This is a genomic window from uncultured Draconibacterium sp., from assembly GCF_913060805.1.
In the GTDB taxonomy this organism is placed as follows: Bacteria; Bacteroidota; Bacteroidia; order Bacteroidales; family Prolixibacteraceae; genus Draconibacterium.
This window is the reverse complement of sequence record NZ_CAJXTC010000012.1, coordinates 1-15912: the sequence shown is the minus strand read 5'-3', so window position 1 is coordinate 15912 and position 15912 is coordinate 1. Positions and strand designations below refer to the sequence as shown.

Genomic DNA, 15912 nt, shown 5'->3' with positions numbered 1-15912 from the left:
TCTTGTTGTTTTGAAGATTTAAGAATTGCGTTTGCTTGCCGCCAGTTGTTTAATGGCAAGTTCAATATTCCCGTCTAATTGCTCGGTTAAACGGGTTAGTTCCAGTTTCTCGGTTTCTTCGGTGGTGTAAGTGTAGTATTCCTCCAAAGAAACTTCGGTGGCATAGACCGCAGATTGTACACCTCCCATGCCAATCCAGACTTCCTTATAGTGACGTTGCGGGTGGTTGGCCAGATTGATGGATAGAATCTGTGATTTTTCTTTTTCACTTAGACCAAGTAGCTCCTGAATGGAAGCAAACTTGTTCATGTACTTGCGCTGGTCGAGCAGGATCTTGCAATCGGAGTTATTGATGATACTTTCCTTTACGATTTCCGAAGCGATAATATCATCTACTTCCTGTGTTACAACTATTGCCTCGCCAAAGAATTTGCGTACGGTTTTAAATAAATATTTGATGTACTCGGCCATTCCTTCTTTGGCAATGGCCTTCCATGCCTCCTCCACTAGGATCATCTTTCGGATGCCTTTTAATCGCCTCATTTTGTTGATAAAAGCTTCCATGATAATGATTGTCACAATGGGGAAAAGCACTTTATGATCCTTGATATTATCCAGTTCGAAAACGATAAAACGTTTGTTCAGCAAATCCATTTGTTTGTCTGAATTCAGCAGATAATCGTATTCTCCGCCCCGGTAATACGGTTCCAGTACATTCAGGAAATTGGCTACATCAAAGTCCTTTTCGCGCACCTTTTTCGATTGGAGCAACTCCGTGTACTCATCGCGCACAAACTCAAAAAAGGTATTAAAAGACGGAGCCACCTTACCGTCCGACTTTAACATCTCGATATACAGGTTAACCGCATTTGACAGTGCCACCTCTTCGGAACGTGTGGGTGCCTCATCCTCGCTTTTCCAGAGGGTAAGGATCAGCGTTTTAATGCTTTCCCTTTTTTCTATTTCAAACACACCATCGTCGGTGTAAAACGGATTAAATGCAATCGGGTTATCCTCGGTATAGGTAAAGTAAACCCCGTCTTCGCCCCTGGTTTTATAATGTATTAAATCGCACAAACCTTTGTAACTATTTCCGGTATCGACAAGAAGGACATGTGTACCCTGCTCGTAATATTGCCGTACCATGTGGTTGGTAAAAAAGGATTTTCCACTTCCCGAGGGGCCAAGAATAAACTTGTTCCGGTTGGTGATTATTCCTTTTTTCATTGGCAGATCGGAAATGTCCAGATGCAAGGGTTTACCAGTCAACCGGTCGACCATTTTTATGCCCACCGGCGATAGTGAACTTCGGTAGTTGGTTTCGCTGGTAAAAAAGCACAAAGCCTGCTCTGTAAACGTGTAAAACGATTCTTCCGCAGGAAAATCAGCTGCATTGCCGGGAATACCCGCCCAATACAGGGTGGGAACATCAACGGTATTGTACCGTGGTTTACATTCCATCAGGGCAATTTGTGAGCCCACATCATTTTTTATCTGTCGTAGCTCTTCGGATCTGTCACTCCATGCCAGTACATTGCAATGCATGCGTACCGAAACCAATCCTTTGCTGTGTGCTTCATTCAGGTATTCGTCCAACCATTGTTTGTTAATCTGGTTGGCACGGCTGTACCTGGAAAGCGAGAGCATATTACGCGCCATTTTCTCGAAACGGGCAAGGTTGGCGGTATGGTCGTCGATAAAAATGTACTGGTTATAGATATGGTTACATGACAACAGCAAACCTATCGGAGCTGCAAATGAAAGCAAGCAGGAACTCCGGTCAGTCGAAAGTTTTTCGTAACGGCTTTCGGTTGATACTTTAGCGGGCAGATCATCTAAATCAGAAAGCATGTGAAGTATCAATGAATTGTCGCCGATTTTCAGTTCTCCCGGATTTAAGGTAAGATCTTTCAACGCATTATTATGCCCGTGGGAAAGTGAAAAATACTTTTCCACTATTCCCTCATGGGCATCAGTCCCGGTAATCTCGTCGGCTGTTAAACGCCTGAGTTTTATAAAATCGCTGTCGTTAACAATTTGCTCAAACTGGTTAACTGCCTCCACAAAACGCAGAACTGTTTCCTTATTTTTTATCTCTTTGGGCACGATAAATCCCCTGCCCAGTGTACTGAAAGTGCTTTGTTGTTTGCTGCGCTCCTTGGTTGTTTTGGTAAGAAACAAATAACAGGTGTGGTTTAAAAACGGACGCTCGTTGAAGTGCCGTTCGAACGATGAACTTAAAAAACTTAAATCCTGCTGTGGCTTTTCGGTATTGTAGTTCTCTTTGATGTACCAATCCTGTTTATGCACTATGGAATAATCGGGCAAAACCTTTATTGCCTTATTCCATACCGAATGCATGGCTTCGTATTCTTCCGTTGTTACCGTAAATAGTTCCGGGAACTTTACCTCAAAAGCAATGGTTATATCGGCATCTTTGCTGATAATACATCCCTGCTCCACTGCAAGTAACGGAAACCGGCTCTCCAAAGTGGCAGCTTTTAATGTGTTTCTCATACTGCCTCCTTTCTGTTGATTTCGAACAAACCGGGCATACTCCTTCGGTTGATTATCCGACGTGGAAAATTATGTGTTGCCTGTAATTTCATTAACCCGTAACGCCCGAATTTTCTGTTTAAAGAGAAGGTGAGCCAGACAACCATAAATGCCAGAATAAGACCTGTAAAAATACAGGCCCATTGGTTGATACCGGCCAGGTACATTACGATGAAAACCACAAATGTTCCCAGCAGGCCACCGGCAAAAAGAAACAGGTACTGGCTTTGCAGACCTTTAAACTCGGCGGGTTTATTTACCCCTTTGTTGATGGAATACACTGCCATAGCTTACAGGAAGAAGGAACGTAAAATAGTGGCGGCAACAATCAGAAAAATACAGGCTCCAAACCAGGCGGCTGCAGTTTTTCCGGTGTCGGGATCGCCACTTGAAAATTTACTATACACTTTTACACCACCGATCAATCCCACAATGGCACCGATGGCATAAATCAGTTTTGTTGCCGGATCGAAATAAGAGGTAACCATATTGGTGGCTTCGGTGATTCCGGCAGAGCCATCGCCCTGGGCATAAATAGCAGTTGCCAGAATGGTGAAGAATAAGGTGATGGATATTTTATATGAATTGATTTGTTTCATAGCATTTTGTTTTTGCACCCCGGTCCCCAGACCAGAGACTGTTTTACTTTGATTTTTTGAATGATGTGTGGTGAATACCACTCTGGGAAGGATCAAATATTACCCGTAGTCTTTTTCTTTCATGAGCATACTTTTAGTTCGTTTTCAGACAGCAGTTTTGCTGCCTTTGAACCAAATGTATGGGCTTAAAAGATGGGGGAAATAAAATTGGAAGTAAGTGGTTGTTTGTGGCGGTGTTTGGCGTCCGCGGGAGGAAGAAATGCTATTGAGAAGATATTTGTTTTACTTTATGCCCTCCATACAATACTTAATACTTTGTTCTTATAAGGAATGACTTGTTCAAATATCTTGCAGTTAAGATGATTATCATTTTTATCCTCAAACCAATCTATGTACCATAATTCTTCTGTTCTTTTTTGACCTGTACCAGTTTTAAAATATTGACTAGCTAAACTATCGAGGGGGACACAGTTCTTTCCATCTGCTAAACTCAAAAATTGCAGTTCCTTGCTTGACCATTTCCATTCTATTTTATTATCCTCCATATATACAACCATTATGGGATGTGTACCAACATCCGCAAAACGTATTGCACAAGCAGTGATGCTTACATGGTATTTTTTAGATAAATCATCAATGACACTGAAATCAAATCGTCTGAATCTTTCACAATCAAGTCTAAATCGTTTTTCAGGCATTAATAAACAAGAGGCAAAAAAGTCCGCTTCACGTTCAATTATTTGATGCTTATTTTTATTGTATCTCGATGGATGCGGTTCTAAGAATCCTTTCTTTAGAGCAATTCTATGATTATCAATGAAGTAATGGCCAAACTCATGGGCTAATGTAAATCTCCCCCTTTCTTTTTCGGAAGTATTGCCAAGTGCCGTATTCATGTGGATGTAGAATCCATTATCATAAACTAAAGTACCATCAAATGCATTTCCGTAATCATCGTAAAAAACTGGGAGTTCCTCTAATTTAGCTATTTTATCCAGAGGAGTTATCGTTTCGTCATACTCAAGAGCAAGAAACTCGGCTAGATCTTTAATTTGATTTTTTCTTCGGTTATTTATTTCCATCGTTGTGCTTTCGCTTCATCTTATCAAGTATTGATTTGGGAATTTGTTCAGTCCCTTTTCTTGCAGCAATTCTTAGTTCATTTATATCTTGTTGCTCCTCTTCATCCATTAATTTCAATACTTTTCCTTGCTTTTTGAACGATTGGCTGATAATTTCTTCTGGTTTAATTCTTACATTCTTTAATTTGAAGTCATAATCCGTATATAATAACTCAAACTGTTCTAATTCGTTATCATTCCTTGCATAAGTATATCCTGCTATTGCTAGTAATTCATCGAATCTATCAGCATGTATGCTGTTATTCTTCTTTTTAGTTGCCATTGTTCTGATTTAAAAAGTTTCCGACTTGCTTATTAGCTTGTTCTTTATACTTTCTGATAGAGCCGGGGACTAAGTCAAGTTCTTCCTGCAATTTTTTGCTGACAGGCCTTGGGATATTATTCCCTGCATGAGTATATAGCTTATAGGTTAGATAAATAATTCTGTGTTTGTCACCCAAACTGTTAATAACTTCATCAAGAACACTCAGTTGTTTTCTCAATTCTGTTCGGGTCATTTCATCAGGTGTTGACTTTTCTGCAAATTCGTCAAGATCATGTATTAGGGATAAATCGGTATCTTGATCAGCTTCATGACACGTACCATTGTTACTATAGTTTGCAAGTTGAGTGAAAACTATTTTACTTAGCCATCTTTTTATCCCATTATCAATATTTTTTGTTTTTGATTTCTCATGATCATATGTTGGGTATTTCCAAACCCTAGCAAAAGTGCAATTCACAAGGTCTAAAGCAATCGTTTCAGTTAGTCCCCATTTACTGCAATTTATTTCCGCAGCTTTTAAAACAGCTTGGTCATAACGAAGGCAAAAAACACTAAAAGCAATTTCGGCTTCTTTAGGGTATTCCTCCTTCCATCCGATATAGGTAAGTAAATCCAAGCTACAAGCTGATTTTATTTCTTCAATTACTTCCAAATTAGTCTTGTTTATTAACTACCAAAAGCGTGAGTCACGCATTTAGTATAAGGGTAAAGAATAGTTAAATATAGAAAAAATCGAAATTATGGCAACAAATCCACCAAAAGACGGAAGTCGAAAAGGAGCTGTAAGACAGCGTTCTCAAGTGAAAAATCCCAAAACAGGTCTTTGGGTTAAGCGTGATGCAGAATCAGGGAAATTTATGGATGTAAAAACATCAAGTGACAAACCTTTTAAAGGAGTTAGAAAGGAAAAGTGAATGAATCAATTATCTGAAGAAATTAAGTTTATCATTGGTCGATATGATCATTATTACGAAAGTATAAATAGTAAGAGTAATTTATATCTCGCTCTTAATACGTTTGTAATCGGTGGAGTTATTACTGGATACTTTTCATTGCGAGCGAATGAGGATCTATGTCATATTCTGAACTTATTATTTTTTGTTGAGCTTGTCATTTGTCTTGGTTCAACTCTTTTCACTTTGTCAGCAGTTAAACCATTTCTTTGGAAAGGGAAAATTCGGAATGCATCTTCGATTTATTTTTTTGATGATGTTGCAAATCTGAATCCAGATGATTATAAATCCAGATGTTTAAATCAAGGGCCTGATGAATTTATAGATGACCTAATAGAACAAGCCCATCAGCTTGCCAATGGATTAAAGCAAAAATTTTTTAGAATCAAGATAGCATCACGTCTTATTGCTATACAAGCACTTATCATAGTTATTTTCACAGTTATTTACACACTTAATTATTAGAAAATGAGGTTATATCAAAATTATATCGATGAAATCAAAGGTGCATTGTCCGGTAATCTAAATGTATATGCAGATGGATCACGGTCAATCAAAAAAGGATTAGAGAGTGTCGATGGAATCTATAATAAAGATGAAGGAATTACGATAAATGTTCAACCAAACCAGAGTTTATTACCACTAATGAGAGCAGTAGGCAAAACTGAAATCAAGAATCAAAAGCTGGGAGAACATCCTGATTTTGCTCATTTAAAAAATACAAATCGGATCGAGTATCATTATATTACTTCAGTTTTTATTGACATTAAGAATTCTACTGGACTATTTAGAAAATATCCTGTTACGGTTATAAAGAATATTACCAATGTAATTCAAAGAGCTGCAATACATACATGTGCAATACTTGGGGGATACATCCACCGTCTGCAAGGTGATGGCGTTTTTGTTTACTTTGGTGGGAAAGATGTAGATAAAAAACAAGCTGTCCTCAATGCTCTAACTGCCACAAGTTTTTTTACATACTTCGTAAAAAATGACTTGAAAAAATTATTTGAAGAAGAAGGAATTGAAGATATTCACACTCGTATCGGAATTGATTTTGGTGATGACCAGAAAGTTCTTTGGGCTGTTGCTGGAATTGGTGTATGCAGTGAGATAACCACTTACAGCTTGCACACGAGTCTCGCTTCCAAAATGCAAGCAATTGCCAATGCAAATAGCATTGCTGTTGGAGAAAATGTCAAAACCATATCACAACTTAGTGACAATCTATATGATTGGGTGAAGGATTACAATGGTGACATAAAGAAAAGATACATATTTCAAGATCCTGCAAAAAGTTTTTATTATAAAGTGTTGGACTTTAACTGGTATAGCTTCTTAAAAAGTCTTCCATATATTTCGCAGGATGAAGATGGAAATTTATTTTACGAATCAGAGTCTGATAGAAGAAATAAGCTTCGCCAAACTGCATCATTAATTACATCAGGCAATGCATTTACAAACCAGCATGGGAACATATCCGAAGTTAGTGATGGGGTGAAAAATCAAAATCATAGGTTCCATTATGAAGAATAAGGTGCGAATCCCCGGTCTAAAGTATAATAAATATGCTTTGTTATTAAAGCAAAAAAAATTATTAGAATCGCACTTTACATTTCTCAATTGCAGAATACATAAGAAGGTTTTGGTATGTACTGGTTTCGTTAGTCCAAATGGTTGTAAAGTTAGGTATAGGGTAAAAATTGAATATGTTGCTGGTTGTGAACCCAAAACTTCTATACTTGAGCCATACGTTGAACCATGTAAAGAAATTCACATGTATCAGGATCATAGTTTGTGTTTGCACTATCCGCCTGACTTACCTTGGAATGAAAAGATCTTGATTCATGAATATACTATACCATGGCTAATTGAATGGATTGTATATTACGAATTGTATTTGATAAATGGGAATGTTTGGGAAGGATCTGAATCACCCACTCATTTTACAGAGAGTGAAAGAAATGTAAACAAAAACATAGATTAAATTTTATAGTATGAATAAGGATTTTTTAAACAAAGTGATTGATAAGGTCAAAGTTGAAAAATGTCGTAAACATGATAAAGTTGCCTCATTTCAAGTTGCTGATGGAGTTGTGATAATCGGGGATTATTGTTGTTCGGATTTTTATAAATCTCTTACTGAAAGAATCCAAGAAGAAATTGATAAACAAACATTTCTTTTTTAGCGAATATACACTTGTATTTCGTAAGGGGTAAGCTATCATTAGCTACTAAAAATTCTCTTAGTTTTTCTTTTTTATCGGCTATTCCACATACTGACTAATATCAAACTCTTCCAAATCGTTACTCGACACATGGGTACCCTCATTTTGTCCTAAACTCCCCAAATGCAAATCAATTAAACCGGAAATACGTTTTTGAAAGTTTTCGGAGGTTGAAGCCAGTTGCTCTACCCAATCGGTATTTTCATTTTCGTAAAGTAACTTCCCGGTTTGGGATGGCTTTTCCGGGTGCTCATTTTCAACCTCGGTAACTACCTCCATCATATCTTCAAAAGTTAGATCAACCGAAGTTCCGTTGGCCATACCAAGCACCTCCAATTCTTCATCGAGCTCAACTTCCTCATAATCCAGAGCGACTTCAATATCCAGCTTACCGGTGGAATTTGAAGCGGATTGACGCTCTCTTTCCGTATTCAAAACAAAGGTGCTTTTTCCGATAATTCCGCTATCATCTGATAAATAGCTTTTCCTTTTTTCATTGGCAACAGTTGCCGAAGAACGACTCCAATCCTTAAAAAAAATACGTAGCAGAATGATTATCCCAACTATTACAACAAATTCAATCATTTTTTCCGGTTTGGGTTAAAAAATACCTTCATTATTTTCGTTATACCGTTTGACTATTTCTTCCTGAAATTCGTCAAAATGATGTGTCAGTACATTATCGATATAATTATAAATTGAAATCTCATCCTTACCGATTACTCGGATAATTTGCTGAATTCGTTTATGATATTCCTGCCGGATGGGAACATTCTTTCCAAAGCGTGCCTTCGTTTTGGAATCTGAAAGGAAAAGCTCATCATAAGCCTGATTTGTCTGTTTCTTTTTTGCAACAGTTGTTGGCTTTTTCTCCTTCGCCTTTCCTGCCTCCGGTTTTTCATTATGAATAGTGGAGATGATAAATTCTTCATCGATCTCGTCGGGATTATATTTTTTTCGTGCCATGTCTATTATTGTTTAATGGTTTTTAGGATTTCATCAGCCAGTGCAATCAGGTTACTTCCTTTTAAAAGGCTATTGTGAGCAGGGAAAAGTGTTGAGCGGAATACAGGTTTGTGGCCGGAAGTCAGTTCCCTGCGAAAACGTTTTGAATCGGGAACAAATGTTTTCAGAATATTCAAGCCCAACTCACCGATTACATTTTCATACACATCGTAGAGTTCGTTTTTCTCTCTACCATCAACCATATTCCAAATCAGGTATAAACCTTTGATATCGCTCTTCCCGACGCTAATCAGATTTTCATTCAACATAGTGGCAAATTTCAGCGTGCTTTCCATTACCACACGGTCGGCACTAACCGGAGAAAAGATATAATCCATTCCGCCCAGTGTTTTTACCACACCTCGGCTGTTTAAAGTTCCCGGGAGATCGAAAAATATTATATCGGGCTGAATTGTTGCACCGTCGATCAGATTTTCTGCTACATCAATGGCATCTTCAGGCATACTTTTTTCTACCTGGTATGCTTTTCGTTTTAGTGCAGTAAATTGTTTATAGGCTAATTGCTTATAATAGTTATCCTTCATCACCTGTTCCATATCGCGCTGGCGCATTTCTGCAATACTGTGCTGCGGATAATCACAATCCACCACTGCAATTTCAAGGCCTTTTACATAGTGCAGGTAACTCGACATTAAAACGGTAAAAGCTGTTTTCCCAACACCTCCTTTTTGTGTGCTGAACGCAATAAATAATGTTTCTTTTTCCATGACCTTTGTTTTTTTGATTAGTAAATTATTTCTGTAGTTATTCAATCGAATAGCATAATGTCTGAGTCAATAATCGATTAATGAGCTGTGTAAATGAGTTTGTGTTGCAATGTTTGATTAATGAACTGTTGCAACGTTTAAACATTGAAATATTGGACCCCTTAAGCTCTTCGTTGGTGCATTATTTAACTATTATATTCTTTGCCAAGATCAGTTTTTAAATATTTCGTTTGCGACTTATTTCATTATCATTTTATCTATTTCGCCTAACATATCTCTGCTTACACCAACCATTAAATAATCCATCATTTTTCCCATCAAATGAACAAATAAAAAGCTGTTAGAACCGTGCTTTTTAAAGAGCTGGAAGTACTTGCCCTTCTCTGGCAGCATTTGGCTTATTTGCGGATAATTAGAATTCAAAACGCCCATTCTACCTTTGTTTCCAACAATTTTTAAGAGTAAAAACATGATCGGTAAAACGGCTCTGCCCAATAACTTTTATGGTAACGCTACAAGGTGTGCACTGGCACACGGCAAGTTGTGTTTTGAGTTACTCAAAACGTTTCGGGTAACCCGAAACCACTTGCCCCGTTGGGGAAAATCATCACTCCGAAGTCGTGTGATTTTTGATAAGAATTCTGGTAATGATTAATGCTCTAGATACAATTAAATGGAAACAGAAAGAAGAAAGAACAAACACAAAGGAGGCCGGAAACCAAAAAAAGATCCATGCCGTCATCGTTATGCGATTAGCTTAAATGATGTTGACAATGCTCGATTTCTTGCCCTTTTCGAAGCCTCTGGAATGGAGGTTAAGGCACATTTTATTACTGCCTGCATTTTTGACAAGCCTGTTAAAGTGGTAAAAATCGATAAGGGATCGATGGATTATTATATGCGCCTGACTTCATTTTATTCGCAATTCAGGGCGATTGGCGTGAATTACAATCAGGTTACCAAAGCAATAAAAAACAACTTTTCGGAGAAAAAAGCACTGGCTTTTCTTGCCCAACTACAGAAAGCAACATTTCAATTGGTTGCGATAAACCAGAAGATACTGGAATTAACCAAAGAATTTGAAGAGAGATGGTTGCAAAAATAAGCTCAGGGAGTTCAATTTATAGTGCATTGGCGTACAATCACGATAAGCTAAAAAAGGATGCTGCTTCTGTATTAATGGTCAACAAAATGATTGAACCTTTTGATGGAAAGTATTCCATTGGCTTATGCACGAGTTCTTTTGAATCGTATTTAAGTGCCAATAAACGAACTGAAAATCCGGTTATTCATATTTCGTTAAATCCTGATCCAAAGGATAAGCTAAACGATGAACAGTTCTCACAGTTAGCAGAACAATACATGGAAAAACTGGGCTACCGGAATCAACCCTACATAGTGTACAAGCATGAAGACATTGACCGCCATCATTTGCATATTGTTTCAGTAAAAATTGACGAGACAGGGAAAATGATTCGGGACAATTTTCAACACCGGTTATCCATGCGTATTTGTCGGGAACTGGAGCAGAATTTTGGATTAACACCTGCCGATGAAAAACAAAAGAAAGGAGTTTACAGTTTAAAGCCGGTTGAATTCGAAAAGGGAAATCTAAAACAGCAAATTGCCAATGTAGTTCGTCCTGTATCGAGAACGTGGAACTTTCAATCGTTTAATGAATACAAGGCCTTGCTTTCATTCTATAATGTTCAAGCTACTGAAGTAAGAGGAGAAAAGAACGGAAAACCTTTTCACGGGATTGTTTACGCGGCAATAGACAATAATGGAGAAGTAGTTGGCAATCCAATCAAGTCATCAAAATTTGGCAAATCTACGGGTCATGAAGCTCTACTTGCTCAAATTGAAAAGTCAAAAGAACAGACCAGAAATAAAAAGCTAAAAGAGCGGCCACGGGAAATTATTTCCAAAGTATTTAATAATAGTGAGAATAGAAAAGACTTCGAGGATCTATTGCTCAAACAAGGTATTTCGGTGCTGTTTCGGGAGAATGATTCAGGGCGCATTTACGGAGCAACTTTTATCGATCACAAGCAAAAGTTTGTATTCAACGGATCACGCTTGGGTAAAGAGTTTTCTGCCAATGTTTTTAATGAACAATTTGGCATAGAAAACAAAACGGATGAACAAATCAATTCACCAGACCAGGGCCATTCAGAATTTCCTGATAAAAGAGATTCAAGCATTGAAAATCTGGCCGGATTGTTCGGTATTGAGACTCTTGGCGAGAACTACCAGGAGGAAGCCTTCATTAGAAGAATGAAACGAAAGAAAAGAAAAAAACGAAAAAGCTAAGCTATGCAAAACGAAGATGATGTTAGAGCCCTAGCAAAAATTATAGAGCTTATCAGGGCAGTAAGTATCCTAATTCTAATATTTCATATTTACTGGTTTTGTTACGAAATCCTTGTTGAGTTCCATGCAACAGCTGGCATTATCGATAAAATTCTGCTGAATTTTCAAAAATATACCGGAATTTTCTCTTTGCCGTTTTGGTCAAAGCTGGCAAGTTTTGTTTTGCTGGCGATTTCCTGCTTGGGAATACGAGGTGTAAAAACAGAGAAAGTGACCTGGACCAAGATTACGATAGTTCTCGTATTCGGATTAGGTTTCTATTTCGTTAATGGTTTTATACTGAAGCTTCAAACCTCGTCTATAGCAAAAAGTGTTCTTTACATTTTATCGTTGTCAATTGGATATATCCTGCTTTTGAAATCGGGATTATGGATGAGTCGCTTGTTAAAAAATAACCTGATGCAGGATGTTTTTAACGACGAAAACGAATCATTCATGCAGGAAATGCAATTAATGGAGAATGAATACTCTGTAAACCTCCCTACGCGGTTTAAACATAAGGGAACGAACTACGATGGCTGGATCAATGTGGTGAATCCTTTCCGAGCAAGTATTGTTTTGGGTACTCCGGGAAGCGGAAAATCTTATGCTATTGTAAATAACTACATCAGGCAGCAAATTCAGAAGGGTTTTAGCATGTACATTTACGATTTTAAGTTTGACGATCTGAGCGTAATTGCTTACAATACCCTTTTGAAAAACATACATAGATACGACGTACCTCCGAAATTTTATGTAATAAATTTTGATGATCCGGAACGCAGTCATCGCTGTAATCCCATTGCCCCGGAATTTATGACAGATATTGCCGATGCCTATGAGTCGGCTTATACGATCATGCTAAACCTGAATAAAACCTGGATTCAGAAACAAGGAGATTTCTTTGTTGAATCGCCTATTATCCTTTTGGCTGCTATAATCTGGTACTTGAAGATCTATAAAAACGGAAAATATTGCACTTTTCCCCATGCAGTGGAATTCCTGAATAAAAAGTATGCAGATATTTTTACGATTCTCACTTCTTATCCAGAACTGGAAAATTACCTCTCGCCTTTTATGGATGCCTGGGAAGGTGGTGCCCAAGATCAGCTGCAAGGGCAGATTGCCAGTGCTAAAATCCCATTATCGAGGATGATTTCTCCACAACTTTATTGGGTGATGTCCGGTAACGATTTTACTTTAGATATTAATAATCCAAAAGAACCGAAGATACTTTGTGTTGGCAATAATCCCGACCGTCAGAACATTTACTCTGCAGCACTGGGATTATATAATTCCCGGATTGTAAAACTCATCAACAAAAAAGGGCAGCTAAAAAGTTCGGTGATTATTGATGAGTTACCCACTATTTATTTCCGTGGATTGGATAACCTGATTGCAACTGCACGAAGTAATAAGGTTGCCGTTTGTTTGGGATTTCAGGATTTTTCGCAGCTAAACCGGGATTATGGCGACAAGGAAGCTAAAGTGGTGATGAACACCGTTGGAAATATATTTAGTGGCCAGGTGGTTGGTGAGACTGCCAAAACCTTGTCGGAACGATTTGGGAAGGTCTTGCAAAAACGTCAGTCGATGACCATTAACCGGCAGGATAAATCCACTTCCATTAACACTCAAATGGATACCTTAATTCCTGCTTCGAAAATAAGTAACCTTACACAAGGGACTTTTGTGGGTGCCGTTTCCGACAACTTTGACGAACGCATTGAGCAAAAGATTTTCCATGCAGAAATTGTAGTTGACAACGAGAAAGTGGCCAGAGAAACAAAAAATTATAAACCAATCCCGGTTATTACAAACTTTACCGATAAGGACGGCAATAACCAGCTTCAGCAGGAAATTAATTTCAATTATTCACGCATCAAAAGCGAAACGGCGCAGATTGTAGTGGAAGAATTGGAGCGGATTAAAAACGATCCGGGATTGGGGCATTTGATAAAAGGAAGCTAACCAAGAATTATCCTTTATCAAATGCCTCTCGCTGTTTACTTTCGAACAGATTTGTACCCAATCGGATTTCGTTCAACCTTTTCAGGATTTTTCATAAGTTCTGTTAATGCATGGTAAATTTCTGAAAATTGAGCATTAGTACTTATTTCCAACTGTTCAATTCTTTTTAACAGCTCATCATAACCAAGTGCCATTTCTCGCATCAATACGAAAGCTCGCATAATTGAAATATTAATTTCGATAGCTATTGGCGAACGCAGCACACTCGACAACATTGCTACTCCCTGCTCGGTAAATGCCATTGGCAAAGCCGGACTATACTTCACCGATTCTGGGAGCTTATCACAAATTGTGATAAGCTCTGTCCATTCGTCCTTTTTAAGCTGAAACATAAAGTCATTCGGAAACCTAGACAAATTCCTTCTGACCGCTTGTTTTAATGTTCTTGTCTCAACATCATATAGACTAGCAAGATCAAAGTCTAGCATTACCCGGCAACCTCTGATATCGTATATCTTTTGTTGTATTATTTGTAGTTCCATTAGTCATTCATTTAGATTGCCATTCTGTTTCCCATTTCTGCCAATTTATGAGAAAGCATTGTCATATCATTACCGATTTTTTCATCCGTTATCCGGGCATATATTTGTGTGGTTTTAATATTTGTGTGGCCCAACATTTTGCTAACTGTTTCAATTGGGACTCCTTTAGCAAGAGTAATCGTGGTAGCAAAAGTATGTCTGGCAACATGAAAAGTTAAATTCTTTTTAATACCACATAAATCTGCAATCTCCTTTAAATATGCGTTCATCTTCTGATTCGAAAGTGTTGGCAACACTCTCCTTTTCTCCAATTTCCCTTTATATTTATCCAAAATCATTTTAGGAACATCAAGTAACAGAATACGTGATTCAATATTGGTTTTCTGTCGCTTCTTCATAATCCATAATTTCTGATCGAAAGAAGTCGTTATATGACGTTCTCTTAATTTATAAACATCTACAAATGCGAGTCCGGTAAAACAGGCAAAAACAAAAACATCCCTAACTTGCTCCAGACGTTTTATCGAGAATTTCTTTTCCATAATCCTTTCAAGCTCCTCCTTCAATAAGAACCCGCGGTCCACTTTTTCTAAACGGATTTTATAATTTGCAAATGGATTTGTATATACCCATCCATTGTTTTTGGCCATTATCATTATGTGCTTAAACATCTGCATCATCTTTGCAGCAGAATTTACACCTAACGAGCATTCAGCACGCAAAAAATTATCATAGCCAACTATGAAATTGTAATTAATATCGACGAGAGGAATATCTTCTAATTTGTATTGAAGATCAAGATATGCTTTTAAACGCCTGTAAGTTCTCCCATACTTTTGAACCGTATCCTTGCTTTTACTGATACCAATAAGTTTCTCTATTTGCTTATTGTGTTCCTCAAATACCGCGAGGAGTCTTTGATTGTCTCCAGTAAGTCCTAAAAAGGCATTTTTAATTTTTTCGACTGTTACTACTGACTCCTTTTTCTCCAGTTCACGATAATGAGTGTTAATCGATGTCCGGATTCCATCCAGGGTATCATTAATTAGTCTGGCCTGATGAGACTTCCCTGATACCCGGTTAGCGGCTGTATCCCACAAATCAAGGGGTACTAGTAATTTCGTACTAAACTGCGTTCTTTGACCATTTAATGAAATGCGAACCATAATTCCAACATGCCCGTCTTTGGTTACGTAATTTTTACGGGCATAAAACAAAATCTTAAATGTACTCTTCATAATGCTTAATTTTAAGATGAAAACTATACTAATTAAGCTAGTTGCGCGAAGTCAAAATGCGACATATCAGAGACTTATAGCAGAAATGGTTACAGAAAACACTTCGCAAAAATGTGTAACCTTTTGGTAACCTTTCTTTGTCGTTTTTTGGAATTTATTTGTCCTTTTGATGGCATTACATGAAATAAAAAAGGAGTGTAACCTTCTGTGTTACACTCCTTTTCATCATTTGTCTATCTTTTGTCTGATTGACTAAGCGGTGACGACGAGACTCGAACTCGCGACCTCCGGCGTGACAGGCCGGCATTCTAACCAACTGAACTACGCCAC

At 37.8% G+C, this 15912-nt stretch carries 19 protein-coding genes and 1 tRNA gene; 7 read left to right on the top strand and 13 right to left on the bottom strand.

Annotated elements, in window-relative coordinates; all coding sequences use genetic code 11:
* Nucleotides 1-18: 18 nt before the first annotated feature.
* The 6 genes from QZ576_RS09125 to QZ576_RS09100 all read right to left on the bottom strand — a co-directional run bounded on the left by QZ576_RS09125 (nucleotide 19) and on the right by QZ576_RS09100 (nucleotide 5214).
* Entirely contained in the window at nucleotides 19-2517 is a 2499-nt protein-coding gene (locus QZ576_RS09125) for a TraG family conjugative transposon ATPase (RefSeq protein WP_297096306.1), read from the bottom strand.
* A complete protein-coding gene (locus tag QZ576_RS09120) occupies nucleotides 2514-2843 on the bottom strand; it encodes a DUF4133 domain-containing protein (RefSeq protein ID WP_297096304.1) in 330 nt (109 codons plus the stop codon). The genes QZ576_RS09125 and QZ576_RS09120 overlap by 4 nt, the downstream gene beginning before the upstream one ends.
* Before the next feature lie 3 nt (nucleotides 2844-2846).
* A complete protein-coding gene (locus QZ576_RS09115; protein ID WP_297096302.1) occupies nucleotides 2847-3155 on the bottom strand; it encodes a DUF4134 domain-containing protein in 309 nt (102 codons plus the stop codon).
* 287 nt (nucleotides 3156-3442) lie between these two features.
* Nucleotides 3443-4237: an ImmA/IrrE family metallo-endopeptidase gene (locus QZ576_RS09110; RefSeq protein ID WP_297096300.1), complete on the bottom strand. Its 795-nt coding sequence runs from the start codon at nucleotides 4235-4237 to the stop codon at nucleotides 3443-3445.
* Nucleotides 4224-4559: a hypothetical protein gene (locus tag QZ576_RS09105; protein ID WP_297096297.1), complete on the bottom strand. Its 336-nt coding sequence runs from the start codon at nucleotides 4557-4559 to the stop codon at nucleotides 4224-4226. The genes QZ576_RS09110 and QZ576_RS09105 overlap by 14 nt, the downstream gene beginning before the upstream one ends.
* The gene (locus tag QZ576_RS09100; RefSeq protein WP_297096295.1) at nucleotides 4549-5214 is read right to left on the bottom strand and encodes a hypothetical protein; all 666 of its coding nucleotides are present in this window, start codon (nucleotides 5212-5214) and stop codon (nucleotides 4549-4551) included. The genes QZ576_RS09105 and QZ576_RS09100 overlap by 11 nt, the downstream gene beginning before the upstream one ends.
* Nucleotides 5215-5302: 88 nt before the next feature.
* Between QZ576_RS09100 and QZ576_RS09095 the strand changes: the two genes are divergently transcribed.
* From QZ576_RS09095 to QZ576_RS09080, 4 genes are all read left to right on the top strand, one after another.
* On the top strand, nucleotides 5303-5476 hold the full coding sequence (locus QZ576_RS09095; RefSeq protein ID WP_297096294.1) for a hypothetical protein: 174 nt from the start codon (nucleotides 5303-5305) through the stop codon (nucleotides 5474-5476).
* Nucleotides 5477-5980 (top strand): Pycsar system effector family protein, encoded by a 504-nt coding sequence (locus tag QZ576_RS09090; RefSeq protein ID WP_297096292.1) that lies wholly within the window; start codon nucleotides 5477-5479, stop codon nucleotides 5978-5980.
* Between the two features lie 3 nt (nucleotides 5981-5983).
* Nucleotides 5984-7054, top strand: a complete 1071-nt coding sequence (locus QZ576_RS09085) for an adenylate/guanylate cyclase domain-containing protein (protein WP_297096290.1) — start codon at nucleotides 5984-5986, stop codon at nucleotides 7052-7054.
* Between the two features lie 461 nt (nucleotides 7055-7515).
* The gene (locus tag QZ576_RS09080; RefSeq protein ID WP_297096288.1) at nucleotides 7516-7707 is read left to right on the top strand and encodes a hypothetical protein; all 192 of its coding nucleotides are present in this window, start codon (nucleotides 7516-7518) and stop codon (nucleotides 7705-7707) included.
* Between the two features lie 78 nt (nucleotides 7708-7785).
* Here the strand turns inward: QZ576_RS09080 and QZ576_RS09075 are convergent, their stop codons facing one another.
* The 4 genes from QZ576_RS09075 to QZ576_RS09060 form a co-directional block, all read right to left on the bottom strand.
* Entirely contained in the window at nucleotides 7786-8331 is a 546-nt protein-coding gene (locus QZ576_RS09075; protein ID WP_297096286.1) for a hypothetical protein, read from the bottom strand.
* Nucleotides 8332-8346: 15 nt separating this feature from the next.
* Nucleotides 8347-8712: a DUF3408 domain-containing protein gene (locus tag QZ576_RS09070; RefSeq protein WP_163325526.1), complete on the bottom strand. Its 366-nt coding sequence runs from the start codon at nucleotides 8710-8712 to the stop codon at nucleotides 8347-8349.
* Between the two features lie 5 nt (nucleotides 8713-8717).
* Entirely contained in the window at nucleotides 8718-9479 is a 762-nt protein-coding gene (locus QZ576_RS09065; RefSeq protein ID WP_297096281.1) for a ParA family protein, read from the bottom strand.
* A gap of 237 nt (nucleotides 9480-9716) precedes the next feature.
* Nucleotides 9717-9872 carry a hypothetical protein gene (locus QZ576_RS09060; RefSeq protein ID WP_297096279.1) on the bottom strand — a complete coding sequence of 52 codons (156 nt, stop codon included), beginning with the start codon at nucleotides 9870-9872 and terminating at the stop codon, nucleotides 9717-9719.
* A 280-nt stretch (nucleotides 9873-10152) separates the two neighbouring features.
* On the opposite strand from QZ576_RS09060, the gene mobA reads away from it, so the two are divergent.
* The 3 genes from mobA to mobC are packed head-to-tail and all read left to right on the top strand — an operon-like array spanning nucleotide 10153 to nucleotide 13802.
* The gene (mobA, locus tag QZ576_RS09055) at nucleotides 10153-10584 is read left to right on the top strand and encodes a conjugal transfer protein MobA (RefSeq protein ID WP_297096277.1); all 432 of its coding nucleotides are present in this window, start codon (nucleotides 10153-10155) and stop codon (nucleotides 10582-10584) included.
* Nucleotides 10569-11792 (top strand): conjugal transfer protein MobB, encoded by a 1224-nt coding sequence (gene mobB, locus QZ576_RS09050; protein ID WP_297096275.1) that lies wholly within the window; start codon nucleotides 10569-10571, stop codon nucleotides 11790-11792. Before mobA ends, mobB begins: the two co-directional genes overlap by 16 nt.
* 3 nt (nucleotides 11793-11795) lie before the next feature.
* Entirely contained in the window at nucleotides 11796-13802 is a 2007-nt protein-coding gene (mobC, locus tag QZ576_RS09045; RefSeq protein WP_297096273.1) for a conjugal transfer protein MobC, read from the top strand.
* 35 nt (nucleotides 13803-13837) lie between these two features.
* Here the strand turns inward: mobC and QZ576_RS09040 are convergent, their stop codons facing one another.
* The 3 genes from QZ576_RS09040 to QZ576_RS09030 form a co-directional block, all read right to left on the bottom strand.
* Nucleotides 13838-14344: an ORF6N domain-containing protein gene (locus QZ576_RS09040; protein WP_297096271.1), complete on the bottom strand. Its 507-nt coding sequence runs from the start codon at nucleotides 14342-14344 to the stop codon at nucleotides 13838-13840.
* 11 nt (nucleotides 14345-14355) lie between these two features.
* The gene (locus QZ576_RS09035; protein WP_297096269.1) at nucleotides 14356-15582 is read right to left on the bottom strand and encodes a site-specific integrase; all 1227 of its coding nucleotides are present in this window, start codon (nucleotides 15580-15582) and stop codon (nucleotides 14356-14358) included.
* A gap of 257 nt (nucleotides 15583-15839) precedes the next feature.
* Nucleotides 15840-15912: transfer RNA gene (locus tag QZ576_RS09030), tRNA-Asp, on the bottom strand.